At 51.1% G+C, this 16,888-nt stretch carries 9 protein-coding genes and 3 pseudogenes; 6 read left to right on the plus strand and 6 right to left on the minus strand.

The window, feature by feature from the left end; genetic code table 11:
• Positions 1-61: 61 nt before the first annotated feature.
• Positions 62-5,458: a WD40 domain-containing protein gene (locus MCB1EB_RS05410; protein WP_052393667.1), complete on the minus strand. Its 5,397-nt coding sequence runs from the start codon at positions 5,456-5,458 to the stop codon at positions 62-64.
• A 664-nt stretch (positions 5,459-6,122) separates the two neighbouring features.
• Between MCB1EB_RS05410 and MCB1EB_RS12160 the strand changes: the two are divergent.
• A pseudogene (locus tag MCB1EB_RS12160) lies at positions 6,123-6,264 on the plus strand (IS3 family transposase); the annotation flags it as partial.
• A 167-nt stretch (positions 6,265-6,431) separates the two neighbouring features.
• Here the strand turns inward: MCB1EB_RS12160 and MCB1EB_RS05420 are convergent.
• Complete coding sequence (locus MCB1EB_RS05420; RefSeq protein WP_045362331.1) at positions 6,432-7,475, minus strand: acyltransferase family protein; 1,044 nt, start codon at positions 7,473-7,475, stop codon at positions 6,432-6,434.
• A gap of 150 nt (positions 7,476-7,625) precedes the next feature.
• Between MCB1EB_RS05420 and MCB1EB_RS05425 the strand changes: the two genes are divergently transcribed.
• Positions 7,626-7,826, plus strand: coding sequence for a glycoside hydrolase family protein (locus MCB1EB_RS05425; RefSeq protein WP_232034153.1), 201 nt, complete (start codon positions 7,626-7,628; stop codon positions 7,824-7,826).
• On the opposite strand, the gene MCB1EB_RS05430 is transcribed toward MCB1EB_RS05425, so the two are convergent.
• From MCB1EB_RS05430 to MCB1EB_RS05445, 4 genes and pseudogenes are all read right to left on the minus strand, one after another.
• Positions 7,779-11,651, minus strand: coding sequence for an NACHT domain-containing protein (locus MCB1EB_RS05430; protein ID WP_081953464.1), 3,873 nt, complete (start codon positions 11,649-11,651; stop codon positions 7,779-7,781). The two genes, MCB1EB_RS05425 and MCB1EB_RS05430, sit on opposite strands and share 48 nt — an antisense overlap.
• A gap of 643 nt (positions 11,652-12,294) precedes the next feature.
• Positions 12,295-12,521: pseudogene (locus tag MCB1EB_RS12745) on the minus strand (ferrochelatase); the annotation flags it as partial.
• A gap of 30 nt (positions 12,522-12,551) precedes the next feature.
• Positions 12,552-13,454 carry a TIGR01777 family oxidoreductase gene (locus MCB1EB_RS05440; RefSeq protein WP_045365602.1) on the minus strand — a complete coding sequence of 301 codons (903 nt, stop codon included), beginning with the start codon at positions 13,452-13,454 and terminating at the stop codon, positions 12,552-12,554.
• A 40-nt stretch (positions 13,455-13,494) separates the two neighbouring features.
• On the minus strand, positions 13,495-14,193 hold the full coding sequence (locus tag MCB1EB_RS05445) for an SDR family NAD(P)-dependent oxidoreductase (protein ID WP_045362329.1): 699 nt from the start codon (positions 14,191-14,193) through the stop codon (positions 13,495-13,497).
• 410 nt (positions 14,194-14,603) lie between these two features.
• Here MCB1EB_RS05445 and MCB1EB_RS05455 point away from each other — a divergent pair, with 410 nt between their 5' ends.
• The 4 genes and pseudogenes from MCB1EB_RS05455 to MCB1EB_RS12640 all read left to right on the plus strand — a co-directional run bounded on the left by MCB1EB_RS05455 (position 14,604) and on the right by MCB1EB_RS12640 (position 16,273).
• Positions 14,604-15,215: a lipocalin family protein gene (locus tag MCB1EB_RS05455; RefSeq protein ID WP_045362324.1), complete on the plus strand. Its 612-nt coding sequence runs from the start codon at positions 14,604-14,606 to the stop codon at positions 15,213-15,215.
• Positions 15,212-15,397 (plus strand): annotated as a pseudogene (locus MCB1EB_RS12580) (NAD(P)-binding protein); the annotation flags it as partial. The gene MCB1EB_RS05455 and the pseudogene MCB1EB_RS12580, both read left to right, overlap by 4 nt.
• The gene (locus tag MCB1EB_RS12585; RefSeq protein ID WP_313790320.1) at positions 15,384-15,581 is read left to right on the plus strand and encodes a hypothetical protein; all 198 of its coding nucleotides are present in this window, start codon (positions 15,384-15,386) and stop codon (positions 15,579-15,581) included. The pseudogene MCB1EB_RS12580 and the gene MCB1EB_RS12585, both read left to right, overlap by 14 nt.
• Positions 15,578-16,273, plus strand: coding sequence for an NAD(P)/FAD-dependent oxidoreductase (locus MCB1EB_RS12640; protein ID WP_369008476.1), 696 nt, complete (start codon positions 15,578-15,580; stop codon positions 16,271-16,273). The genes MCB1EB_RS12585 and MCB1EB_RS12640 overlap by 4 nt, the downstream gene beginning before the upstream one ends.
• The last annotated feature ends 615 nt before the right edge of the window (positions 16,274-16,888 follow it).

The following is a 16,888-nucleotide window of genomic DNA, read 5'->3' on the forward strand; positions in this document are numbered from 1 at the left end:
TTCGGCCGCAGCACACTCCTCATCCTTGGAGGAAACTTTGCCGCGGCCTCTTAAGAAAATACTACCTACTTATTTGCCTTTGTGCGAACAAGCGAGCGTTCATTGGACTCAAACCTTGTGCACCTTGAATAGAGGCATTGGTTAAGGTTAATTTATTTTGCGAGGAAGCCCAATATAAGCCCATTTTCCAGTCATTGGCTGTAGGTTCTATTTGCCAAATATGAGCGGCACGGCCTTTCCCACCGGCTAGTTTAATATTATTTTCAGCAGACTTTGGCCAAGCGATAGAATCAACCCAGTCAAAAAAACAAGGCAGGGTCGCTGTGCATTTTCCGGTCTTTACTGACCACAACTTCACCGCCTCATCCTTTGCGCTCGATACCAAGTATTTGTTATCTGGGGAAAAATTGACACTCATCACCCAACTGCTATGTCCTGCAAGCATATGCAACATTTCTCCGCTTTCTACTTTCCATAGCTTCACTAACCTATCGGCTCCCCCTGATGCCAAAAACTTGCCATCTGGCGAAAAGATAATGCTACTTACCCCGTACCTGTGCCCGTCAAGCGCACGCAACTCCTCTCCATTTTCTACGTTCCATAACTTTACTGTGCCGTCTTGACTTGCTGATGCTAAAAGCTTACCGTCGGGCGAAAAATTTACACTACTTACCCAACTATCATGCGCCTTTAGCAGATGTAACTCTTGTTTGTTGTCTACGTTCCATAGCCTCACTGTGTTATCCCAACTCCCTGATGCTAGGAGTTTGCCATCTAGCGAAAAACTCACACTGCTAATTCTTTCACTGTGTCCTTCAAATGTATGTAACTCCTCGGCACGGTCCACATTCCACAGCTTCACCGTTTTATCCCAACTTCCTGATGCCAAAAATTTGCCATCTAGTGAAAAATTCACTTTCAGCACGCTGAGTTTGTGGCCTTTGAGGGTATGTAATTCTTCTCCGCTTTTTACGCTCCATAGCTTTATCGTGTTATCCGCGCTGCCCGACGCTAGGCACTCACCGTTTGGAGAAAATTTCACACTCCTCACCCCATGACTATGCCCTCCGAGCATCTGCGACTCTTCCCCGTCTTCCACACTCCATAACTTTACCGTGCCATCCCCACTTCCTGACACCAAAAATTTATTGTTTGGCGAGAAATTCAAGCCTTTTACCCTGCGGCTATGCCCTTCAAGCGTATACACTTCTTCGCCACTATCGATATTCCATAGCTTGATCATATTATCTGAACTTCCCGATGCCAAAAACTTGCCATCGGGTGAAAAAGTCAAGCTGCTGACCCAACCATTATGCCCGGCAAGGCTATGCAATTCTTTGCCGCTTTTTACTTCCCACAGCTTCGCGACTCGATAATTTCCTGCCGCCAGAAATTCGCCATTAGGCGAAAAGTGCACACTATTTACAGCACTGCCGTAGCATTCAAGCGTTTGTAACGCTTCTCCGCCTGCTGTGCTCCATAGTTTCACCGTTCCATCTTTACTTCCCGAGGCTATAATCTCACCGTTTGGCGAAAAACTCACACTCCTCACCCTGTCACTATGCCCTTTGAACGTGAGCAATTCTTCTCCACTTTCGGCTCGCCACAACTTCAGCGTTTCATCTCGGCTCCCCGACACCAAGAATTTACCGTCAGGCGAAAAACTCACACTATTCACTGCATCGCTATGGCCTGTAAGCATGTGCAACATTTCTCCGCTTTCCACTTGCCATAGCTTCACCTGTGTATCCTCTCCTCCTGAAGCCAGAAATTCGCTGTTTGGCGAAAAGCTTACGCTATTCACCGCCTCCCCCTCCTCTCCAAACGTATGCACCAACTCTAATACCTCAGTTCGATACAGTTTGATTCCAGACTCACTGGTACTCACAGCTAACCAGTGCCCATCAGGGGAATAACAACAATCAGAAACCTTGCTCCCCACTTCTAAACTAGGCAACTCACCAAAGTTAACGCCTCTTAACTGAGCGTTCTCTAAGTTTGCGCCCCGTAACCATGCGCCGCGGAATCTCACTTCAGTTAAATCAGCTCCTGCAAATTGGGTTTGGTCAAATAAGCCATAACTTAAATCCGCCCCCGGCACTTTGATTTGACTTAAATCTAATCCATTCAATTGCGTGCCTGCCTTGACTAAAATAGTCAAGGCATTAGCAGCGGCGCTATCCATTCCGTCTCGGGACTTTGAAGCTTTTATCCAAGCTAAGAGAGGTTTGATTAAAGTAGGCTCTTGCCGTACTTGCTCAACTAAAAAGCTCAGTACCGCTGGATCCTCTACTATGTTAAGTTGGTTAAGCAACGCCGATGACTTTAACTCAGAAAGATCTTCCAATCCGCTCCATAACTGACGCAAATTCTTTGTAACACTGAATTGCTTAGATAAATCTGCGTGTCCAATCTCATCAAACGCTCTCATCTCTTCCCATAGCGCCCGCGCCACAAAATAATCCTGTAATGATTTATGGATAAATCGGTACTGATTATTTTGACGAATTAACGGAGCATTAAAGCGGAGCAAGCGCGTCTTTTCAGCGTTTCCTAAAAATTCTTCGCGCCAATCTCCTAATTTGGCATCGCTTGCCGCTGAATAAGTGACGGTGACCGCTCGAGCTAGATGCAATGCTACGGCAAAGCGTTGACTAAACTCTATTTCGTGGGCCACAAATCCCTCTTCATCTAAACGCTCAAATGCCTCTTGTTCGGTTGGTCTTAATTGAATCCGTCCTAAACGTTCTTGCGAACGTGCACACCAGCTCTCAACAAAGGTGTTATACAGGGCGACTCTAGTCAGTCGAGGTGCCCAGCTCTGGTCGGGATCCATCGTAGACAATACCTCTAAAGCCATATTGAGCATAAAGGGATTGCGCACGAGGTCTTTTAATTCCGAGTTACCTTTAAAAGCTTGTTGATATTCTCTAGTGCCCCATTTTGGTTTCACATATTTCACATATTGATAAATATAGTGTTCTATAGACGCATCCGAAAATGAGGCCAACCGACACTCCTCAAATAAACGAGGTTTGCCTTGTGGCTGAAACTTACTTTGATAGCCACTCCCTAAATATTCTGGTCGGCTACTGATAATCACATGTGCCTGCCATCGATCAAATCTATTATCAAAAGCACGTGAGCGCTGGGCAAGCTCATCATAGCCATCTAGAATAAAGATAAAGCGGCGCGCTTTACGTAATGCTTCCACCTGCGCCGTTGATAAACCCTGCCCTTCCAGATATTGCTCAATCAAATTCTTACTTGAATTATCTAAAGTAGACAGTGGAATAAATAATGGGATAGGACGCTCCTGCGATGGCTTAGCTTTGTTATAGTCATCCCATAAGCGATGGGCAAGGTACCGGTTAAAGGTTGATTTGCCAGAACCTGCCTCGCCCAATAACAAAAACACCTTTTTATCTGATGCAAGGAATGCGCGAACTTTGCTTTCTAAATCGAACTGTTCAGACGAATCAACGGTGAGCTTGCCTTGTGGCGCAACATACATCGCGAGAGCATCTCTAACCTCATCCACGTCCTCAAGCTCTTTTGCATATTGGGCCTCTAACGTAGAGATATCCTTTTCTAAACCTAAAAACGCAAGCGGCGCTTTGTTACTTTGCAACACCACGCTTTGCGACTGAGTTAAAAGACGTTCATCTCCTCTGGCTCGATGCAGTAACTGCGTACCAACTTGCTGCCAAGCAGGATCCCATACTGGCACAATATACTGATCTATATCACTCGCTGTTTTAGTTTTCTGAACCATAGGCGGCCACTGCTCTAACAGCAATCTGACTTGCGCTTGCATGGGTTCAGACAATGCTTTAGTCTTTTCTAAGCGGCCTAAGCTGCGGTGTACGGCTTGTTGCACGCGGTCATACTGGCCCCATTGCCGACTCTTGTTTTGCACCAAATCACCTAAAAACTGAAGCGCCGCTGCTTGGGTGGTTTCTTCTTTATGGATGTAAGCGATTTGTTCTAAGCGTTGGCACAGCCCTAATAAAAAGGCTTCGTTACGGCTATATGGACTGTGCCGAGCAAATTGCTCGAATTGCACAAGTTGGCCTTCTTCTAAGCAGATATCTAAGAATTGTAGCGCTGCATACCAACGTTGTTGCTTATTTTTGGTTAAGCTATCCCAAATCGCCGTACCCGTCTCCAGCATAGTTGAACCAAAATCGTTCATTTCATTGGCCAATTCGGTTAAGCGTTTGACGGTCTCGCTTGCGCCAGAAAACGCCTCGCTAAAATGATAAAAAGCATTCAGCAGTTTTTTCGGATCAAAAGTCTGCACCACATTAGCTAAATTCGTCGCGCCTAAAATCACACTTGAACTCCGGCGCCAGGTTTCTTGCCAACGGCTTTCATCATTCGGAAGATGCGCCAAGGCTTGACGCGCGTAGTACGCTTGAAAGCGTAGCTCGGGCGTTTGGCTTAATTTCGATAAAACCTTGTCTAGCGGTTCCTGAACTTGGATACGGTTAATACCGGTGACGCTCGCTTTGGCCATCACATCTAAGATCTGTGAAGTGGTTTGTAGTAGCAACTGAAATTGCTGCACATTCCCTTCTATATGTTCGCTAGATAAACGCCTGGTTAAGGTTTGTAACAGCTTGACTAAATCCCCTGCACTATTCTTAAAGAACGGTTCTGGCAGACTGTGAATCATCATAGCCAAACTCTGGAGGGCCGATACATCCAAGAGTTTTTCTTGAGTAGTCAGTGCATCATGAGCTTTGCCAATCAAATAACGACATTTCCCTGGGTCTGCTGTGGCAGCCAATGGGACAACTTCTCGCCATATATCTAAATCTTTGAAATCCCTTTTGGCAAAGGCTTCTAATATATTGCGCGCTAATTCATTTAATTCTTGATTTTTAGACGCTTGAGCGGATTGCAGACAGCGCGCTAAGTGGCGAGTATTTTTGATGTCGCGCGGCGCCGTTGCAATATCAGCATCCACCACAACCGGCGGTAAATTGTGCTTAAAGCAGGTTGCACTAAGCGAAATAGACTGTAAAAGTAGGCGGGCTTCTAAATGTGTTGAAGCTGAAATTAGGTTTTGAGATACAAATTTATGAGGAAGGCTTGGTGTCTTAATATCACTTAATGCTTGCAGCTTTTCATCTGCGGCGGGTTGATCAAATGCTTGGGCGGCTTCATAACTCGCTCGTGCTTCTTTGATCAAGCCCATATCTCGCAGTCGATTGCCATGCTCCAGATATGCTTGCGCTATATTTTTGTTAATTTCTGTATTTTTTTCAGAAGGGGGAATTTTATTATTAGAGATTTTTTGCGCTGTGCTGAATGGGCACCGAGTTTCAATAAAACTTTGATTTTGCGGCTGGTAAGCACGGCCTAAGTAATTTTTGCCTGCTTTGAGGTAAAGAAGCTGGTCAGATGCTAAAACATTGCGCTTGAAATTCAAAATTCCAGAGATTTTTTGCATTGTGATAAATAGGGACCCTTCCTGGTTTTCCAAGCTAATTCTCGAATTTTAGGCTGATGGAGCTATTTCTTGATCTAAGCTTATCACCTTATCGCCACTTGCTTGAGCCACCTATCACGAACCCATATCCTATTCAAAATAAATGACGAATACCATGCAAGTTTGAAATTTGCATAGCCCCTCTAGCTTCTGTTTATGGAACGAAATGAGCAAGTAATCCACGACTTACTTATAGCCTCAGCTATGCTATGGATATTAATCATGCTAAACATGATTCGTCAATTCTATTGCGCCTGTCAGTACGACTGGCGGATTCTTTTTAAAATACGCCATTTATCAAGAAACAACGACACGAGTATCCGCTGCCAATGCTATGCCGAACGCTGGATGTATTCAAGAGAGGTCATCTGATGGTAGGCTGTAAGCCTTCAGCACGAGCATATGCGCAGTGTCTATAAATCGCTATAACTGCACTATGCACTCAAGGGGCAAGCTCACTACATCATGACTTTTAGCATCCCCTCTCAGCCCTTCCCACAATGCTCGCGCCACAAAATAATCCTGAATCGATTTATGCACAAACTCATATTGATCCTCTCAGCATATGAGTAGTGCATTAAAACGTAATAATTTAATCTTTTCATTACTATCACTTAAAAATTTATCTCACCAAGCAAGGCTGAAGGAGCTTGAAGAAGAAAAGCGTCGTCTGAAGAAGATGTATGCAGAAGAAAGATTGAAGTCAGAAGTTATTCAGGAGGCGATGCAAAAAAGTGGTAAAGCCATCTTGTCGGCGCAAGATGGCGCAAATGGTCAGTAGAGGCTAAGGATGTGAGTATCCAGCTCGAATAACAACCTAACTTCCCATACAATATTGAGCGGCCCCAAAAGCCGCAACGATTGCAAAATTAAATACCTTTGAAACGCTAATTGCAGCTACAGAAATCAAACAAAGGTATCGTCTGAAAACAGGCTAGTTAACCGCCGCTTCAGCATAGCGACGGCGGCCGGACGGCTTTACAAGATACCTCTTCAGACGCAACATAGGACCTTCGACCATGTGCCATGATAGAAGTGCGAACACTAGCGTGACGGCGGTGGAGATAGCCAATAAGCTCCATATACTAAGGTGATCTCCAGCGAGCAAAACTACAGTTTGTTGCACTGGGAATGCATAGATGTAAACACCATACGAGATATCCCCGAAGCGTCCAGCACGCCTGAGAAAAGGAGTCGATGCCGTGCCGCAGAAAATCACCAGCGCCGGCAAAACGAGAAACAAAGCAGTGTATTCCTGACCGATGGCGAAAAGTGCAGTTCCGGCTATGCTAAGCGTAAACAGTATTGGCCTTATGAGCGTAGCCCAGAAATCTCGGAAATAATACAGACACACTCCATAACAAAAAAACGCGCCGAATTCGAGACTAAATTTTCGCTCGGGGTTGTGTTGTGCGTCGTAAATCAGAAAGACAAACACTGCGAATGTGATCGCGCTGATCAAAATCAAATAGCGGTGGCGAAGCAAGCCAACCATGCCCAACACCAAAAGTATCAGGTACCAGCGGAACTCGACCGGTAGAGTCCATAGCGAACCATTCACCGCATTGGGAAATGGGTTAGCAGAAAACACGCCAGGCAATTCGGAGCGTATCGCCGTCAACTTCAAAGTACGAAAAAAATCCCATGTCTTGTAATCGAGAAAGTATTGATCAAGCGGAACTGTCGAAACCATCGGTCCAAGCAGTAACGCGGCCATCGTTGTAACGACGACTAATCCGGGCCAAATGCGCAAGACACGCTTAGCTAAAAAACGCCAAATAGACTGATCACGGTCCCAACTCTGGGCGACCAAATATCCACTGATCGAGAAAAAGATCAGGACCCCAAGCCCTCCAAAAGTATGGAAATTGATACCGGGTTCCGGTTGCCCAGCCAACGCAAACTGATGGCTAAACAAAACCAAGCATGCAGCAAAAAGGCGGAGGAAGTCAAAGTTGTTAAACGCAATGTTTTTCATACATGGATTTATTTCGTATCTCAGGCCAGCGAGATGCAATTATGCCCGAAGGCGGAGCAAACTCTAACCCCTGCTATAGAAGCGCCCGCAGTTATACATCCCAAACTCGGCCTCGAGTTCTTTCTTTTACTACCTCGAATTGGGATGCGGATGACCGAATTCAAACGCGATGAAGGCGAGCGCTTTAAACCCTACTTCGATACCGTAGGCAAAATTACCATCGGCGTCGGACGCAATCTGACTGATGGGAGCGTCTCTCAGGGCGAATGCGAGCTACTTTTGCAAAATGATATTGCCAAACGATTAGATGGCTTGATTGGAAGTCGGCCAACGAGCACTGCGCTGCTTTAAAAGGGTCTCATTCATCACGCTTAAGCCTTGTACCTCTTCGAGTAAAATATCCTTCACACTTAACTCCCCATGCGGTGATACCCAGCGCAGGTATACCTGAATTTCCCCTTCCTCTTCTATCACCTGCCACTGCCGGACGAACTTATCCCCACTGCCAGTTACCAGATAGGTGCTGTCGAGGATCGTTTTCCAGGCAACGCTATAAACACCTCCGTCAAAACCTCCAATTACCGCACGACACTGACCCGAGGCAACATCCCACAACCGCACCATCTTGTCAAAACTACTCGAGGCAATTTGCGCGCCGCTCGGCGAATACTCCACGCTAAAAACATAGGAGGTATGTCCGCGTAAGGTGCGCACAAGGGTTCTGCTTTCCGCGTCCCACAGACATACCGACTTGTCCCTACTCCCCGAGGCGATCTGCGAACCGCTCGGCGAATATGCCACGCTACTAACTTCGTCTGTATGCCCTCTTAAAATATGTATACAGGCTCTGCTTTCCGTGTCCCACAGACGTACCGTACTGTCACCACTGCCCGAGGCGATCTGCGAACCGCTCGGCGAATACGCTACGCTCTTAACCCAGGCGGTATGTCCTCTTAAGATATGCATATGGGCTCCGCTTTGCGCATCCCACAGACGTACCGTTTTGTCACCACTGCCCGAGGCGATCTGCATTCCGCTTGGCGAATACACTACGCTACTAACAGGGGCTGCATGTCCTTCTAAGGTGTGCCCAAGGGCTCCGCTTTCCGTGTCCCATAGACGCACCATTTTGTCAGAACTCCCTGTGGCGATCTGCGAACCGCTCGGCGAATACACCACACTATTAACCCGGTCGGTATGTCCTTCTAAGGTGTGCCCAACGGATCCGCTTTGCGCGTCCCACAGACGTACCGTCTTGTCATAACTCCCCGAGGCGATCTGCGTTCCGCTTGGCGAATACACCACACTATAAACATAATAGGTATGTCCTTCTAAGGTGTGCCCAAGGGCTCCATTTTGCACGTCCCACAAACGAACCGTTTTATCAAGACTCCCTGATGCGATCTGCGTTCCGCTCGGTGAATACACTACACTATTAATCCAGTCGGTATGCCCTCCTAAGATGTGCAAGAGGGCTCCGCTTTCCACGTCCCACAGACGTATCGTACTGTCACCGCTACCCGAGGCGATCTGCGAACCACTCGGCGAATACACCACGCTAAAAATATAGTCTGTATGCCCTTCTAATATGTGACCGGAGGCCCCGCTTTGCGCGTCCCACAAACGAACCGTTTTGTCAGGACTCCCTGTGGCAATCTGCGAACCACTCGGCGAATACGCCACGCTACTAACACCGCGTGTATGTCCTTCTAAGATGTGGCCGGGGGCTCCGTTTTCTGCGTCCCACAGACGTACCGTTTTGTCACCACTGCCTGAGGCGATCTGCGAACCACTCGGCGAATACACCACGCTATAAACAGAAGAGGTATGTCCTTCTAAGGTGCGCCCAAGGGCCCCGCTTTCCGCATCCCACAGACGTACCGTTTTGTCCTTACCCCCCGAGGCGATCTGCACGCCGCTCGGCGAATACACCACGCTCCAAACAGTAGCGGTATGCCCTTCTAAGGTGCGCACAGCCATGCCGCTTTGCGCATCCCACAAACGGACTGTCCCGTCTTCACTGCCCGAAGCGATCTGCGAACCGCTCGGCGAATACACCACGCTATTTACCCGGTTTATATGCCCCTCTAAGGTATACCTTTTTTCCCAATTCGGAGTTGAATATGTACTGATTTTATTATTATCAAGACTTACCGCACAGTTTCTGCCATCTGGGGAATACACGCACGAATGCACCTCGCTCTCTTCTTTCAGATAAGGCCATTCGCCAAATTGTACGCCTGCCATCTGCGCTCCGCTTAAATTCGCTTCCCGCAGCCAACTATTACGAAGATTCGTATTCCTTAAATCTGCCCCTTGCAACTGCGCTGAATCGAATACTCCATAGCTCAGATCCGCCCCAGGTACCTGGATTCCTCTTAAATTACATCCATTAAACTGTATTCCTGCTTTTACCAATACCGTCAGCGCATTCGATGCACCTCTTTTAACACCCTCTCGCGTCTTGGACGCCTTCACCCAAGCTAAAAGGGCCTTCAAAAATACTCTATCCTCTTGCACTCGCTCTACTAAAAAACTCTGCACTGCTGGGTCTTCTACTACATTTAGTGTGTTGAATTGCCCAGATGGCTCAAATTCAAATCTATCTCCTAGACCTTCCCATAACGGACGTATATTTCTTATCACACCCAGTTTCTTAGATAACTCTGCATCATGACGCTTACTATCCCCTCTCAGCCCTTCCCACAATGCTCTCGCCACAAAATAATCCTGAATCGATTTATGCACAAACTCATATTGATCCTCTCGGCATATGAGTAGTGCATTAAAACGTAGTAATTTAATCTTTTCATTACTATCACTTAAAAATTTATCTCGCCAATCTTGTGCTACCGTATTGGATTCATCATAGAAAAGCTGCTCAGAATACGTCACACGCACTAAGCCCGCTTGATACATTTCTATTGCCAAATCTTGGTTAAATTTTTTACCATACTTAGCAAAGGATTTATTTAAAAAATTAAATGCCTTCTGCTCTGCATCAGTTAAGTGAATATAACTTAATCGATCTTGCGAGCGCTTAAGCCAGCTCTCTACAAATTGATCATATAATGCAAGACGGGTAATACGTTGATTACTATCCTTGTATTTCTCGGCCAAAGTTGGCAATTCGCTCAAGGACAACTTGAGTAAAAAAGGATTACGTATCAGCTCTTTGACTTCAGGCCTATCAAGAATTTCCCCATGTTCCGCGACACTATTTTCCAATTCTGGGTACGTGCTTTTATATTTATTTACATATTCTTCAATCGTCAAATCTGAGAATGGGGAGAGTTGATAGGTTTGAAGTAGATATGCCTGACCTTTTGGGTGAAACTGGCGTTCATATCGGTCGCCCAAATATTCTGGACGACTGGTAACAATCACTTTGGCTTGCCATTCATCCAGTTCATTTTCTCTATAGAATAGGCGAGTGCGATCTTTAATCTCATCGTAGCCATCTAAAATAAAGATAAAGCAATAATTCGCTTTTAAATCAGTTATCTGGTCCTCTGTAAATTTCTCTTTTTTTAGGTACTCTGAAATCAGATTAGCATTTGGCTTTTCCAAGCTTGATAACCTAATAAATAACGGGATAGGAGTTTGGATGGACTTATTAGCCTCCTTATCATAAGCCCCCCATAGGCTACGCGCCAAATAACGGTTAAAGGTTGATTTACCAGAACCCGCTACACCCAACAAAAGCAGCACTTTCTTTTCTTTTGAAACTAAGAAATCTCTTACCTTCTCTTCCAGGCTAAAGCGCTCTCTTATATTCGTAATTGAGGTGCATTCTGGCGCAACGTACATTGCCAACGCATCTTTGATTTCTCTGTCTTTTTGCAAGCTTTCTAAATATTTTTTTTGCAACCCCTCGATACCTAAACTAGCGAGCGGTGCATTATTTGGCTGCATAGCCATGCTTTGCAGTGGTCTCAGTATTTCTCGTAACAATTGAGCATCTGAGCCCGTTGAATGGTAATGCACCGTAATTTCGTTATGCGAACCAACAGTTGGCATATTAATCAAACCATAGTTAATTTGCATGACAGATGCCGCTGTCTCAACCCGATCCATTGAATTAGTTCGTGACGCGTTAGCAAAAGCCGAAGAGAACTGGGGAAAATATGAAGATAAAGAAGGTTGAGTGTTTTGGCTTCTATTAATCGGCGACATGCTAGTTATTCTCCTATATAGTTCACATTTATCTATCTGTGAGCACCTCGCTCACTAATGACTAAAATTTCATTTCCACTGGATAAAGCCCATCTGCCACACGTTACGGCAGCGTAGGTAATATTAAAAGCTCTAAAAGCTATCTGGCACTGTCAGCACTCCATGCGGTTACATCCAGATCAGGCGCGCATTATATTCAGAATCCTCTGCTATCACCTGCCACTGACGAGCCAAATTATCTTCACTACCTGTCAACAGATAGTTGCCCTTGACCCTGCCCCAGAATTAGTTTCATTCTAAAATAGAAAAAAGCGGCTCTTGACCCTGCCCCAAAATTAGTACCATTCTAAAATAGAAAAAAGCGGCTCTTAGAGGTCCTCTTTCGATGGCCCATTCCTGCATTGACGGGCGAACTCAGTCAGCGCCGCCACCGAACATGTTGGCGGTGGTGGCTGCGGAGTACTGAGGATATAGCGGCAGTACCAGCACGCAACGCCCCCTTGTTCTTGCAGGGCCCGTAATTGCGTGGCTACGGCAGGCTGGGCGTAGTGTATGCGGGCAACACTTGCAGTGGCGAGTCCGTGTGGTGCAGTTGCGTGCCCAGCAGCTCGGCTTGAGGCTGCGTTCATAACGCCAGTGGCGAGCCAGCGTAGCGTATTTGGCGACAGATCGGCGCGGGCGTATGCGCAAGATCACGCCATGTAGCAGTGGCGGCCATAGGGTGCGCGGAATTTCCAGCACTCGTGGGTCAGATAAGAATTACGTCAGGTAGCGGCGTAGTGCCAGTGCTGTGGGGGCATCGGGGGTACCTAGGTTGCGCAAAAGCGCGGCGGTGGGTCTGTCTGTTGAAGTAGAGGCGCTGTGATTCATAAATTCGTCTGGCCTGTGCGGGCATGAGGTCTATGGGGTGTGCAGAAGTTGCTCCAGCGCTGGCTCCAGTGCTGGGTGACGCCAGGCAAAACCCGCTGCCAGCGTGCGGCGCGGTGTCAGGCGCTGGCCGCCTAGCAGCAGCACCGACATTTCGCCCAGGGCTAGGCGCAGCGCCCAAGCCGGTGCTGGCAGCACGCCGGGGCGGCGCAGCGCACGGGCTAGGGATCGGGTGAAATCTTGATTGCGTACTGGCTCTGGCGCGCAGGCGTTGAAGGCGCCACTGCACTCTCCACGCTGCAGCAGGTGGTTGATCAGGTCGACCTGGTCGTCGATGTGTATCCAGGGCATCCACTGCTGGCCGCTGCCCAAAGGACCACCCAGGCCTATGCGGAAAACGTGCAGCAAGCGCGTCAGCATGCCGCCCTGCGAAGCAAGCACGGGCGCGGTGCGCAGCACTGCCACGCGCACCCCCCATTGGACCGCGCGTTCGGCCTCGTGCTCCCAGGCCACACACAGGCGGCTGCCGAAGTCGGCCTGCCCCGGCGCGCTGTCTTCATCCAGCAACTGCTCGCCGCGGTCGCCATACCAGCCCACCGCCGAGCCCGATAGCAGCACGCGCGGCGGCGTGGGCTGCTGGCCCATCCAGTCCACCAGCGTGCGGGTTAGGTCCACGCGGCTGCGCCACAGCAGATGGCGCTGGGCCTGCGTCCAGCGGCGGTCGGCGATCGGCGCGCCCGCCAAGTTGACCACGGCGTCCACGGGCGGACCGCCGTCGAGTTCCTGCAGTCGGGCCATGCCGCGCGCGCCGCTGCACAGCGCGGACACCTGGTGCGGGCTACGGCTCCAGACCCACAGTTCGTGGCCTTGCCGCTGCCAGTGCCGGCACAGCGCGCGGCCGATCAAGCCCGTGCCGCCCGTGAGCAAAATGCGCATGGTGTGTTCTCCTTGAAAGATGCGTTGCATTCGGCGTGCTTTACCATGGCAGGCGCTGGCCATCGTAGGCCCAGAAGCCGCCAGTGTCTTCGGGGGCCAAGCCGTCGAGCAGCGCCAGCAGATCGCGCGCCGCATCGGCCGCCGGACGACCGATCTGGGCACCGCGAAATGGCGCCGACAGGGCGGAATCGACCGTACCCGGGTGCAGGGCGGCGACCACGGCCTGGGGATGGGTGCGGGCCAGTTCGATGGCGGCGGTTTTCATTACCATGTTCAGAGCGGCCTTGGAGGCGCGGTAGCTGTACCAGCCGCCCAGGCGGTTATCACCAATGCTGCCTACCTTGGCCGACAGCACCGCGAACATACTGCGTTCGCCCCGCGTCAGCAAAGGCGCAAAGTGCGCCAGCGCCAGCGCCGGCCCGATGGTGTTGACGGCGAAGCTCGCCGCGAGGTGTTCGGGGCGCAGATCGCCCAGGCATTTTTCGGGCGCGCCCGTGGGACCCTGCAACATGCCCGTAGCCACCACCACCAGGTGCCAGGGGGCCAGATGACGCAGGGCCTGTGCTGCCTGGGCCACGCTGGAGGGGGCGTTAAAGTCGACCTGGGGTGTGCTGCCACGCCCCAGGGTACGGACCTCGCCACAGCTAGGGTCGGCGCGCAACAGGGCCACCATGGCGCCGCCGATGGCGCCCGAGGCACCGAGAATCAGGGCGCGATAGCCTGTGGGAAGAGATCGCATGGAAGGCTCCTTTCACGTCCTGTGGTTACAGTTTCTCCAGCGGCTCGCGCAAGCGGCGTGCGGCGGCCAAACCCGAGATCCCCGGTCCGATGACTGCAATTTTCATGATCACTCCCGATCTCCGGCGGGATGCCAGAGGCAGCGCGGCGCGCTGGTCTTATGGGGTAATGTACTAGACAAAACTATTTTTGTCCTAGACAATTCAATTAACTTCCTGGCGCCGCCCGTTCCGCAGGGTCCCAAGGTGGGCTGCTTGCTCACTACCCTGCACCAGGAGCTGCGCAGCCTCGGGCTGCCGATGGTCGAGGCACTGCTGACGCTGGAGGGTTGTAACCTGTTTCTCCCTGGGTACGCAGACGCCGGTGAACGACGTGGCGCAGTGGCGCCATACCCACTTGAAGGACATCCGAATGAGCACCATTCAGCTCTGCTTTTCCTCCGCACAGCGCCGCCGATCCATGTTCAGCCGCCTCGGGCTGTTGGCGCTGTGGATAGCATGCGCCAACCTGCTCGCAGGCTGCGCCAACACCAGTCCGCCGCCTGGCGTGGAGGCGGTTACACCATTTGACATACAGCGCTACCAAGGCCGCTGGTACGAGCTGGCGCGGCTGGACCATGCGTTCGAGCGTGGCTTGATGGACGTATCGGCTACCTACATACCGCAGCCGGACGACAGTGTGCGCGTGGTGAATCGCGGATTTGACCTTGCCTCGGACCAGTGGCGCGAGGCCGTTGGCAAGGCCGTGTTCACAGGGGCGCCTACCACCGCATCGCTCAAGGTGTCTTTCTTCGGGCCGTTCTATGGCGGCTACCACGTGGCCGCACTCGATGCCGACTACCGCTGGGCGTTGGTCGTAGGCCCCGATCGCAGCTATTGCTGGATCCTGGCGCGGGACAAGGCCCTTGCGCCTTATACAAAACAGGCAATCGTGGCCCGGGCCAAGGCCTTGGGCATCGACATCGATGCCTTCATCTGGGTGAGCCACCAGAGTCCTCAGCCCGCGCAAGAGAGCCAGCCATGAGTGCCGCAGCCGCCGTGACCGGCCAGGCTACACACATAGTAGCCGTAGTAGGCGCCGGCCTTGCGGGCCTGGCCTGCGCCCAGGTTCTGGCACAGGCCGGTTGTATAGTGCATGTGTTCGACAAAAGCCGGGGCCCCTCGGGCCGAATGAGCACCCGGCGTGCCGACGATGCGCAAGTTACCTGGCAATGTGACCATGGCGCGCAGTACTTCACAGCGCGCGACGCCGACTTTCGCGCCGAGGTGCAGCGCTGGCAGCAAGCCGGTGCGGCAGCCTTATGGCCGGCCCGCCTCGCCAGCCACGATGGACAGGGCTTTGCGCCGCTGCATACTCCGCTGGAGCGCTTTGTTGGCACCCCACGCATGACGGCGCCTGCAGCTCACCTGGTGCGCACGCTGGGCGCATTGCCTCCGCCATTGGTGCCCGTGCAGGTCCGGCTGCAAACCACGGTGCAGGCTCTGGAGACTAGCGCCTCAGGCTGGTCTCTCACATCGGCGGAGCATGCGTCGCACGCCACACGCTACCGGGCCGTGCTGTTGGCAGTGCCAGCCCCCCAGGCAGTGCCCCTGCTAACCCCGGTAGCGCCAGACGGGGCTGCCCTGGCTGCCAGTGCCCTCATGCGTGGCTGCTGGGCGGTGATGGTGCGTTGCATTGCACCTGTATCTTTGCCGTGCGACGGTGTCTTTATCAATTCAGGCCCGTTACGCTGGTTGGCCCGTGACAGCAACAAACCCGGCCGCACCGGGCCGGAAACTTGGCTGCTCCATGCCAGTCCAGAATGGAGCGAGGCCCATATCGAAGACGATGCCGCAAGCGTCACCACTGCACTACTGCGGGCCTTTGCTGCGCTGGGCGGCCCCGACCCAGCTACCGTGCATGCCACGGCACACCGCTGGCGCTATGCCGACACAGAACCACCACTGACCGCTGGATGCTGGTGGAACGCCAGCCTGGGCTTGGGCCTTTGTGGCGACTGGCTGCATGGAGGCAAGGTCGAAGGCGCTTGGCTCAGCGGCCGCGCCCTCGCCCGGTGCGTGCTCGACACGCTGGCTCCCTGACTCTCACAGCAAGCAAGCGTGGGGGCTACACCGTTGTTTGGTTCAAGCGCGACCTGAGGGTGCATGACCATGCGCTTCTGGTGCACGCTGCGCGGCCAGGACCCGTGCAGTGGTGCAATTCGCGCATCACCGTGATGACAGACATGGCCGATGGAATAAAATTCTCATACAGCGCCGACACACAAGCATTGCTTCGATTGCTGTGACAAACAAGACCGCTCGTATCGCGTGGGCGTTGCTAAGATACGAAGAGCGCTTCAACGTAGCATGACTTACACGTTTCATCAGAGTACAGCCTAACTTCTGTTCGATTGCGCAAGAATTGGCAAGCATGGAGAACCGGTCGGACCGGCGCTGGCAAACCCTGATATATTCGACGACTGCTGTATGAAGCCAGAAGGCCGATAAGGAGCGAGCGCACAAATCTCCAGCTTGGCTGGTGCTGAAACACGCACAATCACAAGCCGAATGTACGGATGCAGTCGTGACCTTCAACATGCAAACTAAACTAGGTCTGAACCGAAAGCCCACCGGAATTTCGATTGCTGGGTTTGCCTAAGTGAATGCATTCAAGCGCTCTGATTCAGAGCCCTATCGGCACTTACAAAGTGCTCT

It is taken from the genome of Mycoavidus cysteinexigens (assembly GCF_003966915.1).
In the GTDB taxonomy this organism is placed as follows: domain Bacteria; phylum Pseudomonadota; class Gammaproteobacteria; order Burkholderiales; family Burkholderiaceae; genus Mycoavidus; species Mycoavidus cysteinexigens.

What these genes read in the sequence shown, in the direction of transcription:
- MCB1EB_RS05410 (WP_052393667.1), bottom strand. Translation starts at nt 5,458, where the DNA reads ATGCAAAAAATCTCTGGAATTTTGAATTTCAAGCGCAATGTTTTAGCA.
- MCB1EB_RS05420 (WP_045362331.1), bottom strand. Translation starts at nt 7,475, where the DNA reads ATGAAAAACATTGCGTTTAACAACTTTGACTTCCTCCGCCTTTTTGCT.
- MCB1EB_RS05425 (WP_232034153.1), top strand. Translation starts at nt 7,626, where the DNA reads ATGACCGAATTCAAACGCGATGAAGGCGAGCGCTTTAAACCCTACTTC.
- MCB1EB_RS05430 (WP_081953464.1), bottom strand. Translation starts at nt 11,651, where the DNA reads ATGTCGCCGATTAATAGAAGCCAAAACACTCAACCTTCTTTATCTTCA.
- MCB1EB_RS05440 (WP_045365602.1), bottom strand. Translation starts at nt 13,454, where the DNA reads ATGCGCATTTTGCTCACGGGCGGCACGGGCTTGATCGGCCGCGCGCTG.
- MCB1EB_RS05445 (WP_045362329.1), bottom strand. Translation starts at nt 14,193, where the DNA reads ATGCGATCTCTTCCCACAGGCTATCGCGCCCTGATTCTCGGTGCCTCG.
- MCB1EB_RS05455 (WP_045362324.1), top strand. Translation starts at nt 14,604, where the DNA reads ATGAGCACCATTCAGCTCTGCTTTTCCTCCGCACAGCGCCGCCGATCC.
- MCB1EB_RS12585 (WP_313790320.1), top strand. Translation starts at nt 15,384, where the DNA reads ATGCGCAAGTTACCTGGCAATGTGACCATGGCGCGCAGTACTTCACAG.
- MCB1EB_RS12640 (WP_369008476.1), top strand. Translation starts at nt 15,578, where the DNA reads ATGACGGCGCCTGCAGCTCACCTGGTGCGCACGCTGGGCGCATTGCCT.